Source organism: Brevibacillus formosus, from assembly GCF_003013405.1.
GTDB lineage: Bacteria > Bacillota > Bacilli > Brevibacillales > Brevibacillaceae > Brevibacillus > Brevibacillus formosus.
The window spans coordinates 17045-42382 of sequence record NZ_PXZL01000030.1; the positions used below are offsets into that span (position 1 = coordinate 17045).

Below are 25338 nucleotides of genomic sequence, written 5' to 3' on the forward strand. Positions count from 1 at the left end.
CTCTTATATTTACAGTTGTAAATTCAACTTCTGATAAAATATTACAATTGTAAATTTAAACTGTCAACCATCTTTTTCCATCCATTCAAAAAACGGCAAAAAAGAAGCACAGTGGAAATGATTGCTCCACTGTGCCGTCTCTTCCCGTCTTTTATTGTCTGACCATACCTGGTTGAAGCTCAGCTTTTCCGTATGGATTCTCGCCAATCAATACGATCTTATCATCTTCGGTGACCAGCACATGATAATGCGAGCCTGGTCCTTCAATCGCATAGTTATACGAGGAGGAAATCAATTTAACGGGAGCCGCCACTTTTTGCTTTTGAAGTGGTTCCCATTCGTGTTCGAAGATTTGCCCATCCTTGGTAATCCGTAAACGTCCGCTTATCATGGCAATGCCTTCTTCCGTTTTAGGTTCCAGCTTCGCTTTGATGGCTCCAGCGTCATTTCCTTCGTTCTCAGGGTAAACCTGAATTTCCTGAACCTTGCCTGCATCATTGATTGCCCAAACGGATGCGATATCCTTTGTATGGCGGACAAAATATTCAGGCGCAAGCTCACGAATTCCTTCCAAACCAGCTATTGGCGCAAATGAAGTGAACGGTTCATCATTCTTCTGTTCTGCGTACAATACCTGACCATTTTTCGTCACAGCAAAAAACGTATAAAGATTGGCGTAAAGCTTGGTTACGTCAGCAGCCATTTTTGGATCGATCTTGAGGGTTTCCACTTTTTTGGGGCGCAAGTTCTTGATGACATATCCCCCTCCGCGTTCTGCGGAATCATAACGGAATTCCACAGTCAGGAATTGGTCATCTTCCGTACGCAACAAGAGATGCTTCTCTCCACCAACAAAATCCTTGATGCGAGAAGGCAACGCCAATGTTTCACAGCTGCTAAAATCACTTGTCCACAACTGGATTTGTCCGTTCTCATTCAAGGTAACCGGAGAATCCAGGATGCTATCCATTGTTTTTACTTTCGTAGGTCCTTTCACTTCATATGGCACACGATCCGCGCCAAAACCCCATACAGAACCATCCTTACGAACGAAGTACGGTCGATCCAGCTCAGTTACTACCTGTTTTACATCCCGTAATTCGCCCAATTCAGTCCATTTGTCAAAGGTAACAGGGATTCGCCCCAGTTGTCCTGTCATATTGCTGCCGAATGAATAGACGTTCCCTTTTTTATCGAGAGCAATCACATGGTCGGTACCCGCTTTTACGTCTGTAACATCAGCAAGACCTGCTATTTTGACAGGCTTCTCGATCTCATTTTCCAGATTCGCACCGAGCATTCCAAGTGTATTATGTCCCCAGCCCCAAACAGTTCCGTCCGCTTTTACGATAAAGTACAATCCTTCTCCGCCAACTGCCATATGCGTGGCACCATCAGCATCAGCAGCACGCACTACTTTTTCATTTTCTTTTGCATCGTAGCTGTACACTTCGCCCTTTTCTGTTTGGATCAAGGCGCGATCCGTGTAATCCACGGCTACCTGTTTGACTTTTCCGGGGATATCCATGACCTGCAGATTTTCAGTGTTCAGCTCTCCGGATTTGCCATCGAGATAAAGAAGCTTCCCTTGGTCATCTACCAGAAACAAGGAAAAGGCTGAGCTATGCATGTCATGGATTTTCGAGAGCTTCGTCACCTTTTCGGCTGCTTTCGTTCCTTTTTCCCATTTCAGTACAGTACCGTCTTCTTTCAGTAAAAAGAGTACGCCTTCATGAAGGTCGAGCTGTTGAATGTTCTTGATTTTATCCAGACCGGCCAGTTTTTCTGGTGCTTTCTTCTCATCGATCTGCCATACTTCACCGGCGCTCGTGAGGACATAATCCGTCATGACTTGCTTGGCATCTTTGATCCCGGCTAGCTTGTGCGGTTCATACTTCTTGTCAGATTGAAAGCCCCATTTCCACACTTGCCCATCCTCGGTGAAGGCATAAGAAATGCCTGGCCTCCATCCATAGCCCGCTTCATCAAAAATGACGCCTGTTGCAATCGAAGCAATCCCTTCCAGTACCGGCTTGTTTTCCAATGCCTTCCAGGACTTTGTCGTAATGTTCGAAAGATCCGCTTTCGCATTATTTTGACTGCAAGCCTGTAGCTTCACCTCGGTATTGCCCGTCACGCCAACCGATGCTTCTGCTTTTTGGGAAGCTACTTTTGCAGGGGATGCAGCAACGACCCCACCCGTCGTCAATAGGGAGAGTACCGCGGTATAGCTCAATAATGCTACCCATTTCTGTGTTCGTACCATCATGAATCTCCTCGCCATCGTCTAATGTAAACAATTGTAAGACGCTGGCAACTCGAATTGCGTCACTGTTTTTTTCGATTACTTTAGCACGCTTCTCACTGTTTCAGTCCAGATATCCCTTTGATCGAGCTCAATCCCCATCAGCATGTAATTACTGATGTTATCGACGACGAGTGCTAGAATATGAGCTTTTGCTACGACACGATCAGGCTTGACGACACCTAACTCTATCCCTCGCTCCAGTAAGGAGGTAAAGCCCTGCAAAAAATCTTCTTGCATCAGACGCAGCTTGTCACGGTACTTCTCTTTTTGACTGACAGACAGCAGAAATTGATTGAAGACACGTAAAACAGCATAATCCTCTTCCTCGCTCGGCAATAGCTTCAACCCATTTTCGATAAGGAGTTTCGCGAAATTATCAGCTGTAAAATCCGTTATCGTGAAAAAATGGGCAAATGTATAGTTCCCAAACAGTTGATCAAACAAATAATCGAGAAGCGCTTCCTTTGATGCAAAGTGGTAGTAGATCGCCGGCTTCGTGATCCCTACTTCTGTAGCAATCATCGTCAGACTCGTCTTTTCAATCCCATGCTCCGCAAACAATTGAAAGGCTGCATCTACAATATGTTGATGTGTTTTATTATCCTTTGACATGAATGACGTCTCCTTTGGTAAATCGATCCGATACGTTTTAGCCTACTGATTGTTAAGTAAAATTGCAACCAGATACAAAAAAGAGCTTTACCATAAATTCGGCAAAGCTCCGCTGTTCATTCAGTCCTGTTGTTCACTGGGTCATCAGTAAGGCTTGGACGGTCGAGACTTCTGTTCGGCTTCCTTGACAGCCGCTCCGGGATTCGTTGCGCCCATCGGTCCGCCCATCTCTTTGCCGTTTCCGCCATTGCCCTGTGCGATTCCAGCTTTCAAACGCTGACCGTACTCTTCGTCACATTGCGAAAAGTAGCCAAGCATTTTCTCTTGAATGCGAGGATCACAGGAGAGGAGTGCATCCGTCAGATTGGCAATGAGGTCTTCTCTTTCCCAGTCTTCCATGAGGCGATAACGTTCTCCCGCTTGTTTGAAATCGTTGGTGCGATCAATCTTTTGACGAACGACCTTCCCTTCCACTTCTGGCTGATGATCAGGAGCTGCTTGCTTGGCTTCCTGCAATCCGCCAATCGTTGATGGCTCGTAGTTAATATGCCGCTGGGTCCGATCGACTCGATACAGCATTTGACCGCCTTCCTGATTGGTAGCTACATGCTTTTTGGGAGCGTTGACCGGAAGCTGCAAATAGTTGGCGCCAACCCGATAACGTTGCGTATCGGAGTAGGAAAAGGTCCTTCCTTGCAGTAGCTTGTCATCAGAAAAATCAAGTCCATCCACTAAAACACCTGTCCCAAAAGCAGCTTGCTCGACCTCAGCAAAATAGTTATCCGGGTTTCTGTTCAAAACCATTTTGCCTACCGGAAGAAAAGGGAACTGATCTTCAGGCCATATTTTCGTAGGATCAAGTGGATCAAAATCGAGCTCAGGATGATCGTCATCACTCATGATCTGGACGCACATTTCCCACTCCGGATATTCTCCTCGTTCGATTGCTTCATACAAGTCCTGCGTGGCATGATTGAAGTTTTTCCCTTGTATCTCTTCCGCCTGTTTTTGTGTTAAATTCTTAATCCCTTGCGCTAACGGCTGCCAATGGTATTTGACCAGGACCGCTTTTCCTTCATGGTTTACCCACTTGTACGTGTTTACGCCAGAGCCTTGCATTTGCCGATAGTTCGCTGGAATTCCCCACGGGGAGAACAAAAACGTGATCATATGCATGGCCTCAGGCGTATTCGAGATGAAGTCAAAGATCCGTTCCACGTCTTGGATGTTTGTGACAGGGTCAGGCTTGAACGCATGTACAAGATCAGGAAACTTCATCGCATCCCGAATGAAAAAAACTTTGAGGTTATTGCCAACCAGATCCCAGTTCCCGTCCTCTGTATAAAACTTCACCGCGAACCCGCGTGGATCGCGCAATGTTTCGGGCGAATGTGTACCATGATTAACCGTAGAAAACCGCACAAACACAGGTGTTTTTTTCCCTCGCTCCGAAAACAGCTTTGCCCTCGTGTACGTAGAAATCGGCTCATTACCTACGGTTCCATACGCTTCGAAATAGCCATGTGCTCCTGCACCTCGACTATGCACGACACGCTCAGGTGTTTTCTCACGATCAAAATGCGTGATTTTTTCAAGGTAGTCGTAATTCTCCAGAACGGTTGGCCCGCGATTTCCAACGGTCCGCAAGTTCTGGTTGTCTGTGATCGGATGGCCTTGGCGATTCGTCAGGATATTTTCTTCTGACTGGTTAATGGACTTGCTGTTGTCATCCATATGAATCCTCCCTGTCCAGTTTTTCTCATGTGTGGTTCATAACCATGGTTACCGAATGAGGGATTCTTTATGCGAAAAGACTAAATCGCTTCGTAAGCAAAATCATTGTTAAGCACTGGAACCGTGCAGCTCTGATTCCATTGTGCTGCAAGTGCGACATCTTCGGGGTACCCCATGCTGATCAGTTCTTGGCCGGAAGCACATTTCTGCAAGTAAGCGGGAAGATGACCTTGAGCAGTTCGAAAGGCAGCCACCGCCATTTCAGCCTCTGGTGACAATCGATACCCCTCCAATTCGTGAAGCAGCGCACCTGCCGCAATCATATCTTCAATAGCAGGTCGCAATGCTCCATTCCCCCACCGCTCGCCACAAGCAATGACCGTTATTGTTCCTTTCTGCTGCTGTATGTATCTGGCGACGGATGGCGCGTTTCGCAAGCACGCGGCGATTACCTTTGCCCCTGTTTTCTTTGCCAATACGGTACAGGTCGACCCGTTTGGCGAGGGTAACACCATTCTACTTCCCCTGGGTATTGTTTTTAAACAAGCGGGTGAAAGAGAGATTGGTTCCCCGCGTTTTCCAGCGAGCAACGCTGCTTTTTGTTTGGCGAATGCAATGGCTGACTCATCCTTTACCTGATAAGGATAGACGATACCTCCACGTCCCGTTACAATATCGACACACGTACTGAAAGAGAGCACATCGATAATGACGATCATATCCGATGCTGCCCCGACCTGTTCCACCCCTTCGTACCCCCAATCAAATCGAGCCGTATAGTCTAGTTGTTTGCATACAGGCATTTCTCCCAAGCCCTCCACCGTCCTCTATCAAAAATAGTTACTCGTCCCCTTACGTTCGCCGTTACAAATCAAGACAAGAAACAATATCGTATTATTGTCCCACTAGATTACACAAGAATGGAGTGAACATGGATGTCTGAAATCGAACACGACGACGATCAAGGTAATACTGAAAGAAGAAGTCACAGACGCCCAAAAAGAAATACTGTGAGAACAACTGGTATTTTGCAAAACAACCTTGGAGTCGCTATCACAGCTCACCTCGACCTAGTAAATCTGAATACAGAAGATGTTGAAGTACGTGTGCAAGTATTGAACTGGGGTAACGCAGTTACGCAAACGAATCCAGTTAGCACCTTGCTTGACATCACGCAATTTATCCCAGCGAATACTCGCACTGCTTTCAATGCGCTGGTCCCCGCTTCTTTCCACTATGAAGTTCGCCTTACCGTAGCAGATAACAACGAAAATGTCCTTCTCACCACTTATGGCCGTACTTCCATCGGTGGCGGTCAAGTGGTCGGCCTTTCCGTTCTTGACAGTCAATTCCAAACTGTCGAAATCGATACTTGTATTTAACTATTTTGCAGGAAGAAAATGAGGAATTATGGCGGGACGCCATAGTTCCTTTTTTAATGATTGCATGCTGGAAAAGGCGCTGGGAACGATCCCAACGCCTTTTTACTTCAACGTCCTACGACAAAAAAGAAACTGCCCGTAAAAGGACAGTTTCTTTTAAAAGGAGACTTACAGTTTTACTACGTTCTCAGCTTGTGGGCCACGGTTGCCTTGAACGATGTTGAATTGAACTTTTTGACCTTCGTCCAAAGTTTTGAAACCGTCACCTTGAATTGCGCTGAAGTGTACGAATACATCGTCTCCGCCTTCTACTTGAATGAAACCGAAACCTTTTTCTGCGTTAAACCATTTTACTGTTCCGTTCGTTTGCATTTAAAAAAACCTCCAAAAATTCAATTTGAATATGCTAGTCATATTTACCGAAGCAAATAAAGCTCACATATCATGAAGAAATACCAGATCATGTGCTATGATACGCCTTCATGATATGTGAATTTTACCTACTCGGCAAATATGTGAATGTCATAGGACGGAACTGCAAAATAAAAAACTAAACCTTTTGAAAACCTAAAACAATGAAAGCCCTTCCTCTCTTCCATCCTTGCGGCTCCGATGACCGCGCCAGTGTGAATCGGGGATTCAAAAATGTTATCCATCAGCATACACCTCGATGAATGATAGGTATCAATTTTTCAAGTAGCAACCTCATTCTACCATGGTTGTCCAATAAAAGCAACCGTTCATCCTTATTCTGGACGAGGCGGTACTCTGTTACAATAGGATTGGGAGGGATTACATTGCAAAATTATACGTTAACAACCATTCAATTATCCGAGATGCTTGAAAAAAGAGTGCCTGTACTGTTATTGGACGTGCGTGACGCCGAAAAATTTCTTTCCGGCAGCCTTGTTCACGAAAACGTATCGGCACGAAACGTCCCTTATCTTCTAATGAAAGAACAGGACAAACCACTCGATGAAGAAACCGAAAAGCTCGCGCAAAATGTACAGATCGTTACCTTATGTACAACAGGTAACAAAGCTCAAAAAGCTGCCGCTCTGCTTCGTGAGCATGGTTTTCATGCAAATGCATTAGAAGGCGGCTTAACCGCCTGGAAGGAACAATCAAGCGAAACGAAATGAGCCTAATTTATCAACGATTCTAGCTGTTTGCCATATATTACTCCTTTATTTCGATTGGGATTGTCTGATATCGTTGTTCATGCCAAACGAAATAAGCCGAGACTTCCTGGTGAAAAGGAAGTGCGGGGGACTTTTTTGTGGATGAGCTATTCCACATTGGGGTGAATCGCCGACTGGCGTAGGGTTGTTTCCTCAATCCGAATCCGACAACTAACCTCGTAGGCAAAAAAAAGGAGAGATTTGTTTAATGAAACGTTTTGGTTCTGTTTCAATCGCGATGACTCTTGGTCTGGGCTTGGCTTTGACAGGGTTTGCTTCTTCTGCTTCGGCTGCTTCTAATTGCCCTGTTCCTAGCGGACAATTCCAATATTATATGCCACAATTCCAAAAAGCTCCAAATTCCCAACCATTTTGGAACTTCTATCAACAAAAACAAGGCTTTGCCCCTGGACAACCAATGCCAGTACAACAGCCAATGACACCGGTACAACCAACTCCGGTTCAACCAGCACCAGTTCAAGCTGCACCAGCGCAACCTAGCAATAACGTCACTCAGCCTGTTGCTCCAGTAAATCAAGCGGATCAAGCAAAAGCTGGTGATTTTGCGCAACAAGTCGCGGATTTGGTGAACCAAGAACGTGCAAAAGCAGGTCTCAAGCCTGTTCAAATGGATGCAGCACTGTCCAAAGTAGCGTTGGCAAAAGCACAAGACATGTCTGCTAACAACTATTTTGACCACAACAGCCCTACGTACGGTTCCCCATTTGACATGATGAAGCAGTATGGCATTCAGTACTCGACCGCAGGTGAGAATATCGCCATGGGTCAACAGAGTCCACAAGAAGTCATGCAACAATGGATGAACAGTGAAGGCCACCGCCAAAACATTATGAACCCTTCGTTCACAAAAATTGGTGTAGGCTTCACAAATGGCTACTGGGTACAAGAATTTATCGGGTAGAACATACCGCCTGATAAACGAAAAGCCGGTGTCTCGTAATTGAGACCCGGCTTTTTTCGTGTAGACGTTACTTCCGCTGCTCTTCTGCCGCCTGTTTTTTGGGGGTACAGCAGCTTTCCTGCTCATCCAGCAAAGCAACGCCCTTTTGATCCATTTCTTGCTTGGTTGGGTAAGCGGATACTTGCTGCAGCTCGGCATTGACATCAGACGATTGTTTCATCCGTATGGCCCCCTCGCCGTTTTTGGTGGTACATAACTAGTATGCACGCGGTTCTAAACGACTCATTCCTAAGGAACACTGGAAGCACATGCAAATGAACCTATCTGCTCATAATATGTTCAAGGTCTTTTAAGGCAGCCGCTGCTGCCGCGACAGGATCTGATTTTCCTCCAACGACTAATAAATCCCCCATGACATCTGTTTCTACTCGTATGGCTTTTGTCGTACCTGATACAGATGCAAACGGATGGGTAAAATCCACCGCACACAGCTCAACTGCTACAGTAAGCGTGCCATTCGCATCCTTTTGGATCGTTCCGATCAGCTTAGGAATCTTCGTATGCTTTTTCCATGTCTCGATTTGTAACGAGGTTATTTCGCGAATACTTGCACGTGCGACATCCTTTAGATTTACTTGCCCGCCAAAAGCAGCGTTTGCCAAGATCGTGAGCTTCGAAGCTGTATCCCACCCATCGATATCGTAAGAAGGGTCGGGTTCGGCAATCCCCATCTTCTGAGTGAGCTCGACTGCTTCTGCACAGGTGAGCCCCTCTTCCATCATTTTTGTGAGCACGAAGTTCGTCGTTCCCGTAAAAATACCTTCGACTCGCTTTACTTCACAGCCTGCCAAGTTATACTGCAAAAGATCAATCGTCGGCAGGGCTGCTGCTGTTGCTCCACTCACTTTCAACGCGACGCCATGTTTTTTGGCTAGAGCGGCTAAGCCAGCATAATCGACAACAAGCGCGCCTTTTGAAATTGCGATCGCATGCATAGCATTTTCCAATGCATAACGAATATAAGTCAGACCGGGTCCTCCCTCTTTTTCAGATGGACCTGCCTCGATGAGCACGTCTGCTTGAGCTGACTTGATAAATTCCAGCGCGTTCCAAGATGGATTCCCTGCTTGTTTTGTATGAGCATAGTCTTCCCATTTTCCTGAATCGATTCCATTCTCATCATAGAGGCCAGAAGCTGAACGAACGACTCCCACGAGTCTGACATCCGCTTGATATAGCTCGCGATACCGCTCCCGTCGCTGCTCCAGCAGTCTGGCTACCTGTTGCCCAACTGTTCCAAAGCCTGTTAACATAATATTCCAACGCTTCATGAGTCAATCTCCTTGTTGTTTATGCTCCGGTTATTCCCACCATTTTTTCCCACTCTTAGCTTGTAAGCGGTGCAAATCCTTACGATTCAGTTTCTTTCCTGTTTTTGCTGAGTAGAGCTCTTCCGTATGATCAATAAACAAAATTCCTTCCAAATGGTCCATCTCGTGCTGAATACACCGAGCAAGGAAATCTTCGGCTTCAATTGTCTTCGTTTCTCCTTGGCGGTTCAACGTCTGAACTTTGACATAACTCGCCCGACGAACGATTCCAAAAACACCTGGTATCGAAAGACAAGCTTCTTGCCCTACCTGCTCACCTGATTTTTCCATCAGCACCGGATTGATCAGTTCAATCAAGCCGCTGCCGCAATCCATCACGACTAAACGCTTGGGGATGCCAATCTGGATCGCAGACAAGCCTGCCCGACCTTTCGCAGCGTAAATCGTTTGGGTCATATCATTCAATATCTTTTCAACCTGCGGAGTAATGGATGGTACTCTTTTTGAAGTTTCACGCAAGATAGGGTCCCCCAGGCGAACGATCATGCGTTCAGCCATCTATTTCTCCCTCCCGCATTACTCAGTTTTCGATATCAAGGTAGCAAATACGATCCTCTCTGTCAAAAGGAACCTCGCAAAATCTGAAATATCCCCTGGGCAAGGGTGACAAATGCATGTAGATACGCTATCTTTATTGGTAAAGATAGATGTTTGTATATGAAAAGGGAGGCTACCATGCATTCATTGGCATCAACGCTGAACGAAACCATCCAACGAGAAAACCCACACGTATATGAAATGCTGTCCAATATCGCCAAGCTGATTTATTTCCCGAAAGAGGGGATTCTCAGCCAGTCGGCAGAAGCGAAAGCAAAAGCGAAAAAGTACAATGCAACCATAGGGATTGCACTGGAAAACGGTCAACCGATGCACCTTAAGGTCATCCAGGATAACCTGTCTGCTTACCAGCCAAAAGACATTTACGAATATGCTCCCCCAGCAGGAAAACCTGAGCTGCGTGCAGCATGGCGTAAAAAAATGATCGAGGAACAGCCTGCACTGGCTACTCATACGTTTAGTAACCCAATCGTTACAAACGCATTGACCCATGGTCTGAGCATCGTGTCGGACTTGTTCGCTGACAGTGGCGATAGTGTTATCATCCCGGATAAAAACTGGGAAAACTACGAGCTTACGTTTTCGATCCGCCGTGGTGCGGAGATGGTCTACTACCCATTGTATAACGACGAGATGAAATTTAATGCTGCTGCTTTGCGTGATGCCATTCTCGCTCAAAAAGACAAAGGCAAAGCCATCGTCGTACTCAACTTCCCGAATAACCCAACGGGCTATACACCAGGTCCAGAGGAAGGAAAACAAATCGTCGCTGCACTCAAAGAAGGCGCAGAGGCTGGAATCAACATTGTTGCGGTGACAGATGACGCATACTTCGGCTTGTTCTTCGAAGATTCGATGCACGAATCTCTCTTCGCTAGCCTGTGCGACGTTCACCCTCGCATTCTGCCTGTAAAAGTAGATGGGGCTACCAAAGAGGATTACGTATGGGGCTTCCGTGTTGGCTTCATTACGTATGCATCCCCATCCAGCGACTTGCTCAGCGCTTTGGAGCAGAAGACTATGGGAATCATCCGCGCGACACTTTCCAGCGGATCGCATCCTTCCCAAACATTCGTCCTGCAGGCAATCACTGCACCGGAGTACAAAGCACAGAAACAGGAGAAATTCGATATCATGAAAGGTCGCGCCAACCGCACCAAGGAAGTGCTCGACAGCGGTAAATACGATGACGTGTGGACCTACTATCCTTTCAACTCCGGCTACTTCATGTGCCTCAAGCTAAAGACTGTCGAAGCGGAAACATTGCGCCAGCACTTGCTGGAACAGTATGGCGTCGGTACGATCGCTCTCGGTCAAACCGATTTGCGCATTGCCTTCTCCTGCATTGAAGAAGAAAACATTGCGGACTTGTTCGACTTGGTCTACAGCGGTGTCAAAGATTTGGAAAATGCAGCGACCAAATAAATGTAACTTGCTCTATTACAAAAGCGTCTTGACCTCGTGTCAGGGCGCTTTTCGTTTTCTTTCAAAAAAAGCCCCGGTTACCCAAGACGTATAAAACGAGGGTTTCCGAGACCTTTCCATCATGCTATTTCTATTCGCTTTCAATCGACGAACGCATAAGCCGAGGCTGCTGTGTACCAATAAAAATGGAGGCGAGCACCAGAATCATTCCCACTCCGTGCATCCAAGTAAATGTTTCATTCAAGAAAAGGACAGCCACGAGAGCAGCACTTATCGGCATCATTCCGGTGAACAAGCCCGCTTTGGAAGCCTCCACCTTCTCCACTCCTTTGTACCAGAGAAAGAAGGATAAGACGCTGGCCGTAAACGCATAGTACACAAGAAGCCACCATACATTTGCTGGTACGGTACCCCAATCAAACCGCAAGCTTTCCCAGATCGCAAACGGAAGAAACAAGACAAAGCTGATGACATTAATCGCAGCCGTCATTTGAAAAGGGGTAATTTTCCCCGACAGTCTTTTGGCGAAAATCGTGAAAAGGGCTTCACTGACGACTGCAAAAAATACAAGCAAATTGCCAAGCATGCTTACCCAGTTTTGCTCCCCTCCGCTTCCTGTGAACGTAATGAATCCGATACCGCCCACTGAAAGACCAATTGCCACTAAGCTGTTAGCCTGTAATTTTTCCTTGAGAATCCAGAAAGAAAACAAAGCAATACAGGCAGGTACCGTACTCGTAATGATACCGGCTGCCGTAGCGGTCGTCGACTGAACGCCGTACAGCATGCAAATACTAAACAGAAACACGCCGAAAAACGACTGCCAGAATAACACCTTGCCTTCCTCACGGCTCCAAGATGTTTTCCATTCCCCACGCATAGCAAGCAGCGGCAATAGGATGACGATCACGAGTAAAAAGCGCAGCTCCGAAAACAAAAACACAGGAACATGGGAAACGATTTCTTTCCCGATGGAGATGTTGCTTCCGACCAAGGCCATAGCCAAGGCTAACTGAATGTAAGCTAACAGCATGACGGCTCGCTTCTCCCTTCAACCTCCTGCAAATTCTCTACATCTGGCCAAACTGCTTGCGATTAACCTGCGTTTTGCCATTCCTTTTGAGAGGACGGGATCTTTTTTGTCTTTTTCTCTGCTGCTCCCACCAACAAGGAACCAAACGGCAGTTTTCCCAGCCCATAGGATATGGCAAAAGAAAGAATGGAGCACAAGACGAATGCTACCATACTTCCCCACACGCCCGTGTGAAAAAGCTGAAGCTCGCGCAAAAGCTTCATCAAGTACGTCAAGATCAGCGCATGAATCAAATACGCTCCGTACGAATATTTCCCAAGGAGCCCTAGCCAATGTGTCCATTTGGACTGCTTTTTGCTCATCCATAGGCAGAGCGCGTACACAGCCAGTAAGCAAGCCATCGTATACAGGAACATGGACGGTTTCAAGGATGTCGCTACGTTTAAATTGATCTGGCCTTGCCCTGAATCACGGAAAAGTTCATAGCCAATAACTGCGTACAGGACAGCAACCGAAGCAATGATCCATTGCCAGTATTTTTTCAGGATGGCACGAAATGCAGGCAAACTGAAGGCAACTAAGCCACCGAACAAAAAGTAATAGAAATAATAGAACGCATTTCGATCGCGGTATTTGATGAAATACGTATCAAGCCAATTCATATCGAATCGGAAGCCGTGGGCCGGGATGTACCGCGCTGAAAACCACATGAGACCTCCATAAATCAATCCGGTGACACCAAGGGCGACAATGAGACGAAAACGGCTTGTCACGAATCTGCGGAAAAGTTCAAATACTTTTTGCCAAAATGGATACAAAAGATAGAACTGAAAAATCATCACGACAAACCACAGATGATACGAGGATGTCCCTGTCAGAAAATTTTTGCTTACATTCCAGACGAACGCTGCTCCCTCACCCAAAGGCTTATTCATCAAGTAAAGATAGACCACCGACCATATTCCATACGGAACCAAAATCTCGGTTATTCGTTTACGCGTGAAGGAAATGTAGTTCACTTTTTCAGAGTAGTTGTAAAACAAAACAAGACCCGTGATGAAAATGAATGCTGGTACCGCGAATTTTAGCAAATGAAACAGCATTCCGTAGATGATCGACACCTGCTCTGTCAGTCCCGGCTCCCGAATATACACACCAATGACATGCTGATAAACCACAGCCAAGAATGCAAAGGCCCGGATCAGATCCAACTCACCAATTCGTTCTTTTCGAGCCATAACCAAATACCATATCCTTCCTGTTTTTACGAAAAAAAGTGCTACCTTCCATCTTACCGACCAAAAGTCAGTCTGGCAAGTCTCAAATCAAAAAGACTGATACCCTATGGAGCGGTATCAGTCGCTACTATCCATCTTGATCCGCAGATAGATCCGCTAGACTTCGAATCGGCCAAATCAGACTTTGTACCCCACGTGAATACAGTGCTAGATGCGGAGAATCCGTGAGTGGGATCGAAAGGTTTTCGGTCATCGAGTTTTCACGAATATGAAAGGCTGTCTCCTGTAGCTGCCACGGCTCGTGTACCACATCCGCAAACATCATTTGCTTCGTTCTGTTACAGCTGCAAAAGAGCGTGTATCGCTCCGTCAGCCAGTGCACCAGCGTTCCCTCTTTGGCTAAAAATTTGTCAGCGAGAGGCTGGTAGCTGCCTTCGAACGAGGGAGACTGAGGTAGACCAGACAGACGTCGAGAGGTAAAATCGATCTGATCCACTTGGCGATGAAAAGTCATTTGGGCCCGATAATACGGCAGTCGGTACCAAAATTTCGCAATCTTAATCACTAAAGGATTCGACGTATCTAGCGAAAGAAAATACACGCCCGTCTTCCCTTTCGCTTTCACATACGTTCTAACATTGATTTCAGGAAAAGTCGTCGTGAATGGTACGGATGGCATCCGACGCAGACGCACGCCACTCAGCAAAAACGGGATCATACTGATCCAGGCCTTGCCATCGTAGGTATCGAGCTCAAGCCCTGCTGGAATCAGCGCTTCGATAGACGCCGGGGAAATCGCCCAATGTAAAAAAAGAAGATGCTCCCACGTCTGCGTCATGGTCCATCCGTTGTAGTGTGCAGGCGACTTGATTTGGATGATCCTCTGTTCGATACGAATCCCTCCCATTCGTACGTCGATCAAGCGATTTTAACTGGAAGAGGATGAATGATAGGCAAGGGGTACTTTCGTCACTTTGCTCGTCATCTCATCGAGTGAGACGAGATCCGCTGCGGTCACTTCACGAAGAGACGTTTTCCCCAGTGCGAGGATGGCAATTTCCATCTCATCCACAAACGAAAGAAAAAAGTTAGTCAAGTATTTCGCGGCTGAATCGGGGTCGAATTTGTTTTTCAAGCTCCCTGGATAGGTGATCAGCTCTGTCGGCGGTTCCCATGGTATTGCTTTTGTCACCTGATCATGAGTCATCGCCCACAAAACAGCCGTCCCCATAAAGATGCCGTCTGCTCCCAAAGCAAGAGCTTTCAAGCACTCACCCGGGGTATTATATCCGCCCCCAGACAATAAGGTAATTCGTTCTTTCACACCTTTTTTCTTCAAATAGCGCACGGCGCGGGTCAGGGCATAAATCGTCGGCAAACCGAAATCATCCTCAAGAATGGGAGGTCCTCCTTTTGTCCCCGCTTGTCCGCCATCAATACTGATAAAATCTACACCTGCTTGGATTACAATCTCCAGGTCTTTTTCAAGAATGGCACTGGCACAGATTTTGACGCCAATCGGAACGCCGTCTGTTATTGTGCGCAACGTGTCTACGAGCTTCTTGAGATCCTCCGGCTTCGATACTTCCGGGTGCCGCGAGGGAATGACGATCATTTCTTCATCCTGAACCCCCATGATTTCAGCAGCTCTTCCCTGGATATATTCAGCGGGGATAAAGCTCGCGGCAGCTGCAGTCGCCCCCTGCCCAAAATGGATTTCGATGGCGTCCGCTTGTCGCAAAATTTCCGGCTCCTTTGCCCACTTTCCCGAGTTGTATTGGAGAATCAGATGTTTGGCATATTTCCTTTCTTCCGGCAGTAACGGACCTTCACCCGTATTCGTCAAACTCCCCACTGCGGCCGTTCCTTTTGCCATCGCGATTTTCACATCGGCACTTACGCCAATACCGTATCCCATTGCCCCTGCCATGAGCGGAATGTCCAAGGTTAACGGCTTTTTTGCCATGGGTCCAATCGTAATTCGCATATCCACTTCTGCATCCTCACTCGAAGGCATCTTGGCTATCTGTGCAGGAGAAAATATCAAGCTATCGAAGTTCAAGAACTTGCGTGGACTTCCGAAAGGACGCTCAATGGCTTGTCCAGTAGCTGCTCGCAAGCTGTTCTCCAGAACGTAGCGTGGACTGACTTTGGTCATTGCGGAGACCATCTCAAAAATATTTTCCGGATAGCGGTCTGACATAAGGCGCTTCATGAACTTAGCGAGCACCCACTGGGTAAGAGGGCGAAAAAGACAGATCAAAAGCAGTCCCACCACGATGAGTGCTGCCATTGATCCTACAAAGGAGCCGATCAAAAACGGAATCCAGTTGCTCGCCATCCTCTCTCTCCTTCCAACTGTCAGAGCGCTGCTGCTTGTTACTAGGCTTGTGAGATAGGAAAATTTTGCCCCAATCATGCCACTTTTATCCGAGGCTCTGCGCTAACGCTGAAGGAACAAAAAGAAACGCCCAAATTAACTGGACGTTTTCGAGCGAAGCCTTTTCCACAAATAAAAATAACAGGACGTCAGCACAAGCACGACAGCCATTGTCATGAGCGTGTCAAATCGCATGAGAACCTCCTTTTCGTCTCATTGGTACGAGTTTGCCGTATGTTAAACAGCGCCAAAGCCATTCTGCCGGACCAAACTGATAATTGGCGAGCCACCAGCGACTAACGAAGATTTGGGCAGTAAAGATCACTAAGCTAAACACCAAACCGAGAGCCAGCTCAGGCGTTCCGTACAACTGTCCAACACGCACAACCAATACAGTGATGATCGTTTGGCTCAAGTAGTTGCTTAAGGCCATTCTGCCGACCGGTTCCAAATGCTTCAGCATGCGCTTGCCGCTCTCTTTCCGATAAAGAAGCAACAGTGACGTGATGTAAAAAGCGCACAGACTAATACCGCTCCAGGTAACAAATGTCTGAACGGCGATCGAGATCGAGGCAGGAAATTTTACGATGCCAAATTGAACAAGCGGAATCATCGGTACAAGCACAACACTCAAGCCCAGCGCCAACCACCATACGCGGCGAATGGCTGGAATAAATGCTTCCGTTCTCTCAAATACGCCCCGCTTGGCTGCCAAGAATCCGAATAAAAAGAAAGGAAATACCGATAGGATGACATAAAACTCAAAGGAAAGAACTACCGGAATTTCGTAACCAACCCGAAATTGCAACCTTTCAATAATCGACCCATTCGTATAGGCATCGATAGCCTTTTGAATGAGCGGTGATTGATCTGGCATAGAAACGAGGTCCTCAGGAACAGTCAGCATCAGAGCAGACAGGGCCTGCATACCAATCAAGAGCGTCCACGCCCATCTTTTGATCGTCTTTTCTTGCCTGTGGTAAAACAGCAACAGAAGAAAACCAGCTAGGGCGTACGTATGAAGAATGTCTCCATACCAGAGGAAAACGAGATGGGTCATTCCGAAAATCAGCAGAACTACTAGTCTGCGAGTAAAAAGGCTTTGATAAGGCAACTGTTTGCTCTCGGCGCGATGCATAAACAGAAAGAAGCCTACCCCAAACAAAAACGAAAAGATAGTGTAAAACTTCGTCTGTACAAACATGTTAAACAAAAGCCGTATCCAACCATCCATTTCCGAATGAGTATTGACCATCCCTGCATCTGGTAAGAACATGATGGGATACAAAAATGAGGGCATATTCACTAGCAAGATCCCCAAAAGGGCAAAGCCTCTAATCCCATCTAGCTGCCGAATTCGCTCACCTTCCGAAACAGGTGCTACTTTCACGTCAATGAACCTCCTCAACTGCTCCTTAGGCTTTAACACTTTTAATACGAATGAACCTCGAAAAAAGTAACAAAATGCTTCCTTCACAAGAAAAGAGCTTCGCGAAAACGAAGCCCTCTCTTTCGTGCTACCTTATTTGGATGGGGAAGTCTTTGTTTCTGTTCCTGTGCGGTCTGTCCTTTTCCGAAAGTCGAACAGAACACCGACAAAACCAGCAAATATTGCTGGCATGATCCAACCGGCGCCTTCCTTATAAAACGGAAGGACACCCAAGATATCGTTCCAGCTCTGATTAAAAAACGTAAGATTCATCAAATCCACGACACCAAAAACCGTAACAACTGCGACAGTCGCCATATACACAGACGAATGGGCAAGTATCCAACGCTCTAGCAACGCCAACAAAATGAGCACGATAGCTATCGGGTAAATAGCACCCAGAATTGGGACAGATACACTTAAAATCTCCGATAGACCCAAGTTTGCGACGCCCATGCTCAGGACACAGAGAATAATCGCCCATCCTCTGTAGGACAACCCTTTAAATCGTCCATGAAAGTATTGGCTGCAAGAAGTTACGAGGCCAATTGATACACATAGGCAGGCAACGGTAAAGATGACACCAAGAATCAGTGTACCGCTTGTCCCAAATAACTGCCTCATGATTGCTGTAAGGAGTAGCCCGCCATTCTCCGGCCTTCCTAAAGAGGCACCGGATGAACCCAGCAATCCCAAAATGACGTAGATGAATGTCAGCAACATACCTGCGCCAATGCCTGCTTTGATCATATTCGCAGACAGCTGCTTTTTGTCCTCAATTCCCTTGCTCCGCAACGTATTGGCGATCACGATACCAAATACGAGTGCAGCCAAAGCATCCATCGTTAAATACCCGTCTAGAAAACCCTGCACGACCGGATTGGTAGCATATTTTCCTGCTGGTACTCCCGTTGGACCAAGTGGTGTGAATAAGCTCTTGACGTAGATTAAAGCAATCATCGTCAACAGGGTAGGAGTCAGTATTTTTCCAAAGCGATCAATCAATTTGGAAGGGGTCAGACTGAACCAAAAGACAATGCCAAAAAATACGATCGTATAGAGGAAAAGACTCCAGGTGGAATCAGCGGCTTTTGCCGGCAAAAACGGCGCCATTCCCATCTCGTACGCGAGACTGCCTGCACGTGGGATGGCAAGTGCGGGTCCAATCGACACATAAATCAAAATAGGAAAAATAAGAGCAAAGCTTGGATGAACACGACTTGCCAATTGGTAAAAGCTCCCTGCTTTTGCGATGGCAATCACACCAAGAATGGGCAGACCAACCGCAGATAATACAAAGCCTGTAATCGACAGCCAAACAAGGGAACCAGCCTCTTGACCCAGATAGGGTGGAAAAATAAGGTTTCCTGCACCAAAAAACATCGAAAACAGCATAAAACTGACCAGCAGCATTTCTTTCTTAGACAAATTTATCATCGACGTGTATATTACCTCCCATCTTATTGAGAGGCATTCTATCAACTTTTGCGTTCCTTCGCTAGTAGCTGCGCCATAGTTGTAATTGAAAGATTTTTCCCACTTTTATTAGGAGTAAAAAACAGAGGAAACCACCTGCCCATAGCTTACCGTTTGAGCAACATCGACAAGTGGTTATCCTCTTATCGTTTTCGCATGGAAACAATTCGTTTGTAAAAGGTCTTATCCTCCAGCTTTTGAAAAAGAGAAAGAGAAGGTCTGAAGTTGGCCTCAATAATCCACGGTTTGCCGTCCACATCGATTCCTAAGTCCAAACCAATCTCCCGGAGTGTCGGATAGGCTCTTCCCAATCGCTTAGCTACCGCCGCGGCAATCATGCGGATATCACTTAAGAGATGCGGGCCTGCCTCTATATTCGACAGCTTGATTGCCGTCTGGATGGGCAAAACTTTTCCACGGCTGCGAGCCACATTTGTCACGACATAGCCCGGACCTGCAAGCTTTGCACACCACCCTGTTATCACCCAAGGCTCCTTGTTGCTCCTGCGCTGGATCATGACACGCACATCAAAAGGCCTGCCGTTGATTCTTCCGAGTGGGATACGTGGCTGGAGCAGGTATGTTTTTGGCCGAAACAACGATTCCACGTATCGGATCGTGGCCGCTTTTCCCTTTACGAGACGCTGACGACTCCCACTATGGACCAAATACTTCTCTTCTCCTCGCGCCGTTACTTGAATAATCCCTGCCCCACCGCCGCCTCCCGAAGGCTTCAGCATCACGTGTGTAAACGCTTCTGCATACTGCCACAGCTCTTCTGGAGAGTACACGCGGGTTTTGGGCAAATACTCCTGCAAAAGTTCGTCTTTGACCATGTGCTTATGCTTGCCCCATTTTCCTACGTTTGGCGGTTTTATGGCAGTGTCTCTCCATTCTTTATCAGATGATGCTCCTCTATTTTCGTGATACGATTCTGTTCGTCTACAAACACGACCTTGGGAACGAGCTGTTCGATCTCGGTTTCATCGTACATGCCCATACTCAAAATGATGACGAGATCTCCCGGCGAGAATAAGTGGGCAGGTGGACCGTTCAGACAGATGACTCCGCTACCCGATGCTCCGGGTAGCGCGTATGTTTTCCAGCGCGTGGCATTACGCAAACTGGTTATTTGCACGATTTCATAAGGCTTGATATCTGCCGCATCCATGAGAGCAACATCAATTGTGATACTCCCCACGTAATCCAGTTCCGCCTGCGTAACTGTCGCCCTGTGAATTTTGCCTTTGCACATGTGTCGTTGCATAGGCGGTTCACTCCTTTCCAAACCGATGACATTAGTCTATGTGCGATGGATTGTCCATGAAACCTCCTGCGAAAGGAAATCTGGTTAGGGGATATGATACGCAGCCTCCAAATCGATTCCATAGGTGAGGCATAGTTGGCTGAGTTCTTTTGTCAAATTCGGTTCGAATGGAATACCGTTTTCCATACGTTCTTGCTTTTTTCGACTCTCGATCTCCCCAGGTATAAAAATTTCCGATACATCTTCTTTCGTAGGAACGCTTTTCACCTCACGAATGTATGCATCCATATTGGCGCAAAAATCGGGGAGTGGCATAAATCGTTCAATATCGACTGTCAAGAATAGATGTCCGACGTTTTGTGGCTCTTGCCAATTGTCATATAAGCTTTTTACATGTGGTCCCGTTGCTGCTCCTGTTAGCAGCCCACACAAGATATCGATGAACATCGCCAATCCATAACCCTTTGCTCCCCCGATCGGCAATAGAGAGCCTAGCAAGGCTTGTGTGGGATCAGTCGTTTCCTTCCCATTAGGGTCGATGGCCCAATTGGCAGGAATGGATTCTCCTTTTTTAGCGGCTAAGGCAATTTTTCCTCTGGCAGCGACACTTGTAGCCATATCTAGCAAAAAAGATGGTTCTTCCCCTGCCGGTATTCCCACTGCAATCGGATTCGTTCCGAAAAAAGGGCGAATCCCTCCTGTTGGCGCCATAGCTTCGGGGGCATTGGAAAGCACCAGTAGAATCCTTCCTTCTGCAATCGCTCGTTCTGCATAGTACGAACAGGAGCCAAAGTGGTTGGAATGACGAACACCAACTACCCCGATTCCCATCTGCCCTGACAACTTAATCGCTTCCTCCAATGCCGCAACCCCGACCACCGCACCCAGTTGGTTTTTGCCGTCTACCAGTGCTGTTGCTCCCTCTTGTTTCCATACCACTGGTTCATCGTTCAATTCGATCAAGCCTGCTTCGATTCGTTGGATATAGATCGGCAGCCTCGCCAAACCATGGGATTCGGTGCCGCGCAAATCAGCATGGACGAGGGATTCTGCGACAAGCCTTGCATGCTCATGTCTGGCACCTGCCTGTACAAGCACTTCTGTTACGACTTGCTCCAAACGCTTCCAATGAAAGAGTGCAGGGTGCATCTTCTCTTTTTCCCCTCCTTCACCGCTGTTCTATACTTCGCCTGCTTCCTAATCTGAATATAGATATGTCGCCCGCTGATTGACCGCTACAGGCATTGACCCAGTTCAAGAGACGATACCAATAGAAAAGGAGCTCCCGGTTTTGGGGCTCCTTTTTTGCGTGATTCCTATTCATAACTGGCCAGTATCTCAACAATCTGATCCTGCATCTTGGTAAACAGCTCTTCATCCTCGACATACCCATTGAACATAATCGAAACAACGAGCTTCTCTTTGCCTTTGGTCGTGATATAGCCCGACAGCGTGTTTACACCTGTCATCGAACCTGTTTTCGCATGAAGATTATTCGCGGCAGTTGTGTCCTTTAGGCGGTTTTTCAGTGTCCCGTCTATTCCCGCTATGGGTAAAGATTCATCATAAGCGGCAAATGTTGATTCTTTGGTCATCCCCTCAAGTACGGAGGCGATCTGCCGAGCAGAAATAAGATTGTAGCGGGTCAATCCTGAGCCATCCATCATGTCGAAGGTGGTATTCCCGCCGAGCGAAGCTACGGTTTCCTGAACGATCTCTGCACCAATGGCTGCGCTCCCTTTCCCTTTCTTTACGGCTCCGAGCGTCTTGAGGAGCATTTCTGCGTAGTAATTGTCACTTCGCTTGTTGAGGTACTGAACGATTTCCTTGAGTGGCATTGACTCAAATTGTGTCCATTTCACTGCTGCTGGAGGAACTGGCTGAATCATCACTTCGCTTTTCGGAGCAAACGCAATTCCATGCTGCTCCAACGTTTCCTTCAGAACAGACCCCACGTACTTTGCTGGCTCTTCTACAGGTACGCGCTCGTAATCCCCTTCGTGATCAAGTGGGAGGTTCCCTGACAGTCTGATGGTATTTGTCCCACGGTCACGCAGGATAGCAAAGGTATTTTCTTCCCCTTTCTGTACGGTCTTGGCTTCATTGATTACTTGCACATACGCTGTTTGGGGAAGCAAATTGATTTCCACTGGTTCGCCGGCATCGTTGGCCGGCTTGAATTCGATCATGACCGTCCCTCTGTTCATTGCTAGAGCCCCTATGGTCGGGTTGTAATAGTAGCTCTCATCATCCCATGCCCAGCCGAGACCCAGCCGTTGTTGGTCAAAGTAGCTGTCATCCATCACGAGGTTCCCATTGATACGCGTGATTCCTTGTTGCTTGAGCCACCCTGCTATTTTTTCAATTGACACACCTTCCTGCACTTTTAGCGCATTCTCCGTATGCAAGGTAGGGTCGCCGTACCCTTTCACATACAGATTGCCTTGCTGTATGCCGGTAGAGGTGATCGGGGCGTCTCCATACACTTCCGTTTTGAATACGTAGTCCGAACCAAGCTGGTTCAAAGCTGTGGCAGTCGTCAGCAGCTTCAGATTCGAAGCCGGGGTAAGCAGTGTGTCCGCATCACGCTCATATAAAACAGGGTCATCTGTTGAATCCAACGATTTGATCATGATTCCAGCCGTTACCCCTGCTGCTTCCGGCGTATCGAGGATGGGATCAATCAAAGCAGAAAGGGGGTACGTCTTTTTCTCTGGAGGGGTGAATCCCTCCGGTGCTGCGATATCTGGGTAGGTTGTTAACAAAATTCCGATTCGATCCTGTAGCTCCCTTGCATACTTCGATTTATAAATGCCGTTGATCAAAATCGAAAAAGCCAGCTTATGACCATTTTTCGCTGTTACATAACCCGACATGGTACTTACTCCGCTTAACGAACCTGTCTTTGCAACCAAATTCTTTTCGGCGCTGGTTCCTTTCATGCGGTTTTTTAAGGTGCCGTCTACTCCTGCGATTGGGAGTGATTTTTCCAATTCCGTTCGATATTCTTGCTCCTGCAAAAAGATAAGCGTTTCAATCATCTGCTCTGGAGTGATCATATTAAATCTCGATAACCCCGAGCCATCGACCTGACGGAAGCCTGACTCAATGCCAGCGCGCTTCATCACGTCCGCTACCGCCTCACTGCCTGCTTCAAAGCTGCCCTCACCTTTCTGAGTAACGCCCAGCGTCTTTACAAGCATCTCCGCATAAAAATTGTCACTATCCTTGTTGAGCTCCACCGTGATTTCACCCAATGGTTTGGATAAGTGGGTATAGAGTGGTACTCCGCTTTGCAGCACGGTTTTTTTCACTTCTGTCTTCGGATGTAAGGCAATCCCTTGTTTCAGCAACTGATTCTTCCATAGGTCGCCCACATAAAAAGCCGGATCTTCCATTGTGACATCCTCATCATAAGGAGCTGCTTGCACCCCGATCGTACCGGATACAATGATTTCATTTTTCCCGCGCGGACGCTCGACGAGCACGTTGCTCTCCTTGCCCGCTGTCGTTTTCAACTGGTTTGTGACTGTTATGTATGTGGTAGCCGGATTCATGGTCAAGACGGGAGCATCGTTCACTGTTTTTCCAGGGGTTGCTGTTAGGGTTGTAAAGTTTTTATTTACGGCTAATCCACTTACCTGAGCGCTGTACCCATACGGTTCGTCATCCCACATCCAGCTCGTACCCAATCTGGTCTCATCGAAATAGCTGTCATCGAGAAGCAGGTTTCCATTGATGCGTTTGATCCCCAAATCTTTGATAGCTTTTGCCATTTGCTGCAAATCGTCTGGCTTCAGACTAGGGTCCCCATAGCCTTTTAAAATCAGATCTCCTTGCAAAATGCCTCCGTTATTCACCTTTCCTGAAACAAACACCTCGGTCTTCCACTGATAATCCGGCCCCAGCTTATCCAGACCCGCGATGGTCGTAAACAGCTTCATGTTGGAAGCCGGGATAAAATTACGTTTGGCATTGTGCTTATATACATACTTTTTGTCGGTTAGATCGTAGACCGCGATTCCAGCGTACATCCCCTTGCTATTCTCATCGTTTTTCAAATCGGCGAGGAATTTTTCTATGCTGAGTGCAAGAGGACTAGAAGAAGCGGTCTCTTCCTTGGCTTGCACAGGCGAAGCTGCTACCTGCAACAAGAGAGCCAACACGAAAAACCACGTACCGACATGTCGAAAAGCAAACAAATGATTCATGATAACCTCCTTGTCATAGTCTGGGCGATTTCCACCAACAAATCACAGTACGCCATCATGATAGCATGTATTCTATTTATTCGGAATATTACCATTATACTAAAAATCAACAAGCATGAACGATACCCATTTCGTTCATACTACCTTCAAGACTTCTTTTGTTTGGAGGAAATGGTTTCATGTTCTATCGATTGCTTCTCAGTTTGTCACTTCTCTGCGCCTTTTCATTCCCCGTCCATGCCCAAACCGACATCGGGCGTGTACAAGTAGATCCCTCCCCCTATTCTTCTCTTAAGGAGCTCGTCAAAAAGTGCGACTTGATCGTCATCGGGCGGGTTGACAGTAATCATCGGGCTTATCCAACGGGACGCACCATTCCCCAAGGCAAGATCGTAAACTACACACAAAGCCTCCATGTAAAAACGGCCATAAAAGGCTCGTCATCCAGACGATTAACTGTGATTAGCACTGGCGTAGAACCGCTTCCCGATGCCTCCAGTCCGCTCAACCTGCAATATCCTGGGCCGTTGGCGGAGGGAAATTATTTATTGTTTTTACGAAAAGTAAGCGGATCACAGCTGTACAGTACAGCAGGTCTCTGGCAAGGCGTTTATCCAATCTCCCAAGGAAAAACCATTGCTCTTACCAACCTCGGCTTTTCCGAGCTGAACCAGCTGTCCCAAGAAGAAGTCGTCCGAAAAATAACAGCGATATCCCGCTAACGCCACAGCAAAAAACCGCTCTCGTAAACGAGCGGTTTTTTGACGTTACCATCATGTGCTGTCAGTTGC

General features: G+C 47.0%; 23 protein-coding genes and 1 riboswitch. Of the genes, 5 read left to right on the forward strand and 18 right to left on the reverse strand.

The features are described 5' to 3' along the window. Positions 1-151 precede the first annotated feature (151 nt). The 4 genes from C7R91_RS22810 to C7R91_RS22825 form a co-directional block, all read right to left on the reverse strand. Positions 152-2266, reverse strand: a complete 2115-nt coding sequence (locus tag C7R91_RS22810; RefSeq protein WP_047067263.1) for an RCC1 domain-containing protein — start codon at positions 2264-2266, stop codon at positions 152-154. Between the two features lie 78 nt (positions 2267-2344). Then, on the reverse strand, positions 2345-2920 hold the full coding sequence (locus tag C7R91_RS22815; protein WP_047067265.1) for a TetR/AcrR family transcriptional regulator: 576 nt from the start codon (positions 2918-2920) through the stop codon (positions 2345-2347). A gap of 144 nt (positions 2921-3064) precedes the next feature. Beyond that, on the reverse strand, positions 3065-4654 hold the full coding sequence (locus C7R91_RS22820) for a catalase (RefSeq protein ID WP_047067267.1): 1590 nt from the start codon (positions 4652-4654) through the stop codon (positions 3065-3067). A gap of 80 nt (positions 4655-4734) precedes the next feature. Next, on the reverse strand, positions 4735-5457 hold the full coding sequence (locus C7R91_RS22825; RefSeq protein WP_047067269.1) for a 2-phosphosulfolactate phosphatase: 723 nt from the start codon (positions 5455-5457) through the stop codon (positions 4735-4737). Between the two features lie 132 nt (positions 5458-5589). On the opposite strand from C7R91_RS22825, the gene C7R91_RS22830 reads away from it, so the two are divergent. Beyond that, positions 5590-6036 carry a hypothetical protein gene (locus C7R91_RS22830; protein WP_047067271.1) on the forward strand — a complete coding sequence of 149 codons (447 nt, stop codon included), beginning with the start codon at positions 5590-5592 and terminating at the stop codon, positions 6034-6036. 168 nt (positions 6037-6204) lie between these two features. Here the strand turns inward: C7R91_RS22830 and C7R91_RS22835 are convergent, their stop codons facing one another. Then, positions 6205-6408: a cold-shock protein gene (locus tag C7R91_RS22835; RefSeq protein ID WP_007729289.1), complete on the reverse strand. Its 204-nt coding sequence runs from the start codon at positions 6406-6408 to the stop codon at positions 6205-6207. A gap of 425 nt (positions 6409-6833) precedes the next feature. On the opposite strand from C7R91_RS22835, the gene C7R91_RS22840 reads away from it, so the two are divergent. Both C7R91_RS22840 and C7R91_RS22845 read left to right on the forward strand, forming a co-directional pair. After that, entirely contained in the window at positions 6834-7178 is a 345-nt protein-coding gene (locus tag C7R91_RS22840; protein WP_236697786.1) for a rhodanese-like domain-containing protein, read from the forward strand. 84 nt (positions 7179-7262) lie between these two features. Continuing rightward, positions 7263-7418, forward strand: a riboswitch (cyclic di-AMP (ydaO/yuaA leader). A 7-nt stretch (positions 7419-7425) separates the two neighbouring features. Then, complete coding sequence (locus C7R91_RS22845) at positions 7426-8139, forward strand: CAP domain-containing protein (protein ID WP_047067273.1); 714 nt, start codon at positions 7426-7428, stop codon at positions 8137-8139. Positions 8140-8206: 67 nt separating this feature from the next. On the opposite strand, the gene C7R91_RS29465 is transcribed toward C7R91_RS22845, so the two are convergent. From C7R91_RS29465 to def, 3 genes are all read right to left on the reverse strand, one after another. Further along, a complete protein-coding gene (locus tag C7R91_RS29465; RefSeq protein WP_162837735.1) occupies positions 8207-8359 on the reverse strand; it encodes a hypothetical protein in 153 nt (50 codons plus the stop codon). A gap of 100 nt (positions 8360-8459) precedes the next feature. Continuing rightward, entirely contained in the window at positions 8460-9470 is a 1011-nt protein-coding gene (locus C7R91_RS22850) for a homoserine dehydrogenase (protein ID WP_047067275.1), read from the reverse strand. A gap of 30 nt (positions 9471-9500) precedes the next feature. Then, positions 9501-10028 (reverse strand): peptide deformylase, encoded by a 528-nt coding sequence (def, locus tag C7R91_RS22855; protein ID WP_047067276.1) that lies wholly within the window; start codon positions 10026-10028, stop codon positions 9501-9503. A 177-nt stretch (positions 10029-10205) separates the two neighbouring features. On the opposite strand from def, the gene C7R91_RS22860 reads away from it, so the two are divergent. Continuing rightward, positions 10206-11513: an aminotransferase class I/II-fold pyridoxal phosphate-dependent enzyme gene (locus C7R91_RS22860; RefSeq protein ID WP_047067278.1), complete on the forward strand. Its 1308-nt coding sequence runs from the start codon at positions 10206-10208 to the stop codon at positions 11511-11513. A 130-nt stretch (positions 11514-11643) separates the two neighbouring features. Here C7R91_RS22860 and C7R91_RS22865 read toward each other — a convergent pair whose 3' ends face one another. The 10 genes from C7R91_RS22865 to dacB all read right to left on the reverse strand — a co-directional run bounded on the left by C7R91_RS22865 (position 11644) and on the right by dacB (position 24547). Next, positions 11644-12546, reverse strand: a complete 903-nt coding sequence (locus C7R91_RS22865; RefSeq protein WP_047067280.1) for a DMT family transporter — start codon at positions 12544-12546, stop codon at positions 11644-11646. 62 nt (positions 12547-12608) lie between these two features. Beyond that, positions 12609-13784, reverse strand: a complete 1176-nt coding sequence (locus tag C7R91_RS22870) for an acyltransferase (protein WP_047068597.1) — start codon at positions 13782-13784, stop codon at positions 12609-12611. 127 nt (positions 13785-13911) lie between these two features. After that, entirely contained in the window at positions 13912-14706 is a 795-nt protein-coding gene (locus C7R91_RS22875; protein ID WP_047067282.1) for a YqjF family protein, read from the reverse strand. A 6-nt stretch (positions 14707-14712) separates the two neighbouring features. Continuing rightward, positions 14713-16125, reverse strand: a complete 1413-nt coding sequence (locus tag C7R91_RS22880) for an FMN-binding glutamate synthase family protein (RefSeq protein WP_047067284.1) — start codon at positions 16123-16125, stop codon at positions 14713-14715. A 223-nt stretch (positions 16126-16348) separates the two neighbouring features. After that, entirely contained in the window at positions 16349-17554 is a 1206-nt protein-coding gene (locus C7R91_RS22885) for a DUF418 domain-containing protein (protein WP_047067285.1), read from the reverse strand. 132 nt (positions 17555-17686) lie between these two features. Next, positions 17687-19030: a branched-chain amino acid transport system II carrier protein gene (brnQ, locus tag C7R91_RS22890; protein ID WP_047067287.1), complete on the reverse strand. Its 1344-nt coding sequence runs from the start codon at positions 19028-19030 to the stop codon at positions 17687-17689. A gap of 182 nt (positions 19031-19212) precedes the next feature. Then, a complete protein-coding gene (locus tag C7R91_RS22895; protein WP_047067289.1) occupies positions 19213-19905 on the reverse strand; it encodes a YheC/YheD family protein in 693 nt (230 codons plus the stop codon). A gap of 38 nt (positions 19906-19943) precedes the next feature. Next, positions 19944-20336, reverse strand: coding sequence for an aspartate 1-decarboxylase (panD, locus tag C7R91_RS22900; protein WP_047067291.1), 393 nt, complete (start codon positions 20334-20336; stop codon positions 19944-19946). A gap of 84 nt (positions 20337-20420) precedes the next feature. Next, positions 20421-21485: an Ldh family oxidoreductase gene (locus C7R91_RS22905; protein ID WP_047067293.1), complete on the reverse strand. Its 1065-nt coding sequence runs from the start codon at positions 21483-21485 to the stop codon at positions 20421-20423. A gap of 167 nt (positions 21486-21652) precedes the next feature. After that, entirely contained in the window at positions 21653-24547 is a 2895-nt protein-coding gene (dacB, locus tag C7R91_RS22910) for a D-alanyl-D-alanine carboxypeptidase/D-alanyl-D-alanine endopeptidase (RefSeq protein ID WP_047067295.1), read from the reverse strand. 179 nt (positions 24548-24726) lie between these two features. On the opposite strand from dacB, the gene C7R91_RS22915 reads away from it, so the two are divergent. Continuing rightward, positions 24727-25269 (forward strand): hypothetical protein, encoded by a 543-nt coding sequence (locus tag C7R91_RS22915; protein WP_047067297.1) that lies wholly within the window; start codon positions 24727-24729, stop codon positions 25267-25269. Positions 25270-25338: the final 69 nt, after the last annotated feature.

What these genes read in the sequence shown, in the direction of transcription:
- C7R91_RS22810 (WP_047067263.1), bottom strand. Translation starts at nt 2,266, where the DNA reads ATGGTACGAACACAGAAATGGGTAGCATTATTGAGCTATACCGCGGTA.
- C7R91_RS22815 (WP_047067265.1), bottom strand. Translation starts at nt 2,920, where the DNA reads ATGTCAAAGGATAATAAAACACATCAACATATTGTAGATGCAGCCTTT.
- C7R91_RS22820 (WP_047067267.1), bottom strand. Translation starts at nt 4,654, where the DNA reads ATGGATGACAACAGCAAGTCCATTAACCAGTCAGAAGAAAATATCCTG.
- C7R91_RS22825 (WP_047067269.1), bottom strand. Translation starts at nt 5,457, where the DNA reads ATGCCTGTATGCAAACAACTAGACTATACGGCTCGATTTGATTGGGGG.
- C7R91_RS22830 (WP_047067271.1), top strand. Translation starts at nt 5,590, where the DNA reads ATGTCTGAAATCGAACACGACGACGATCAAGGTAATACTGAAAGAAGA.
- C7R91_RS22835 (WP_007729289.1), bottom strand. Translation starts at nt 6,408, where the DNA reads ATGCAAACGAACGGAACAGTAAAATGGTTTAACGCAGAAAAAGGTTTC.
- C7R91_RS22845 (WP_047067273.1), top strand. Translation starts at nt 7,426, where the DNA reads ATGAAACGTTTTGGTTCTGTTTCAATCGCGATGACTCTTGGTCTGGGC.
- C7R91_RS29465 (WP_162837735.1), bottom strand. Translation starts at nt 8,359, where the DNA reads ATGAAACAATCGTCTGATGTCAATGCCGAGCTGCAGCAAGTATCCGCT.
- C7R91_RS22850 (WP_047067275.1), bottom strand. Translation starts at nt 9,470, where the DNA reads ATGAAGCGTTGGAATATTATGTTAACAGGCTTTGGAACAGTTGGGCAA.
- def (WP_047067276.1), bottom strand. Translation starts at nt 10,028, where the DNA reads ATGGCTGAACGCATGATCGTTCGCCTGGGGGACCCTATCTTGCGTGAA.
- C7R91_RS22860 (WP_047067278.1), top strand. Translation starts at nt 10,206, where the DNA reads ATGCATTCATTGGCATCAACGCTGAACGAAACCATCCAACGAGAAAAC.
- C7R91_RS22865 (WP_047067280.1), bottom strand. Translation starts at nt 12,546, where the DNA reads ATGCTGTTAGCTTACATTCAGTTAGCCTTGGCTATGGCCTTGGTCGGA.
- C7R91_RS22870 (WP_047068597.1), bottom strand. Translation starts at nt 13,784, where the DNA reads ATGGCTCGAAAAGAACGAATTGGTGAGTTGGATCTGATCCGGGCCTTT.
- C7R91_RS22880 (WP_047067284.1), bottom strand. Translation starts at nt 16,125, where the DNA reads ATGGCGAGCAACTGGATTCCGTTTTTGATCGGCTCCTTTGTAGGATCA.
- brnQ (WP_047067287.1), bottom strand. Translation starts at nt 19,030, where the DNA reads ATGATAAATTTGTCTAAGAAAGAAATGCTGCTGGTCAGTTTTATGCTG.
- C7R91_RS22895 (WP_047067289.1), bottom strand. Translation starts at nt 19,905, where the DNA reads ATGGTCAAAGACGAACTTTTGCAGGAGTATTTGCCCAAAACCCGCGTG.
- panD (WP_047067291.1), bottom strand. Translation starts at nt 20,336, where the DNA reads ATGCAACGACACATGTGCAAAGGCAAAATTCACAGGGCGACAGTTACG.
- C7R91_RS22905 (WP_047067293.1), bottom strand. Translation starts at nt 21,485, where the DNA reads ATGCACCCTGCACTCTTTCATTGGAAGCGTTTGGAGCAAGTCGTAACA.
- dacB (WP_047067295.1), bottom strand. Translation starts at nt 24,547, where the DNA reads ATGAATCATTTGTTTGCTTTTCGACATGTCGGTACGTGGTTTTTCGTG.
- C7R91_RS22915 (WP_047067297.1), top strand. Translation starts at nt 24,727, where the DNA reads ATGTTCTATCGATTGCTTCTCAGTTTGTCACTTCTCTGCGCCTTTTCA.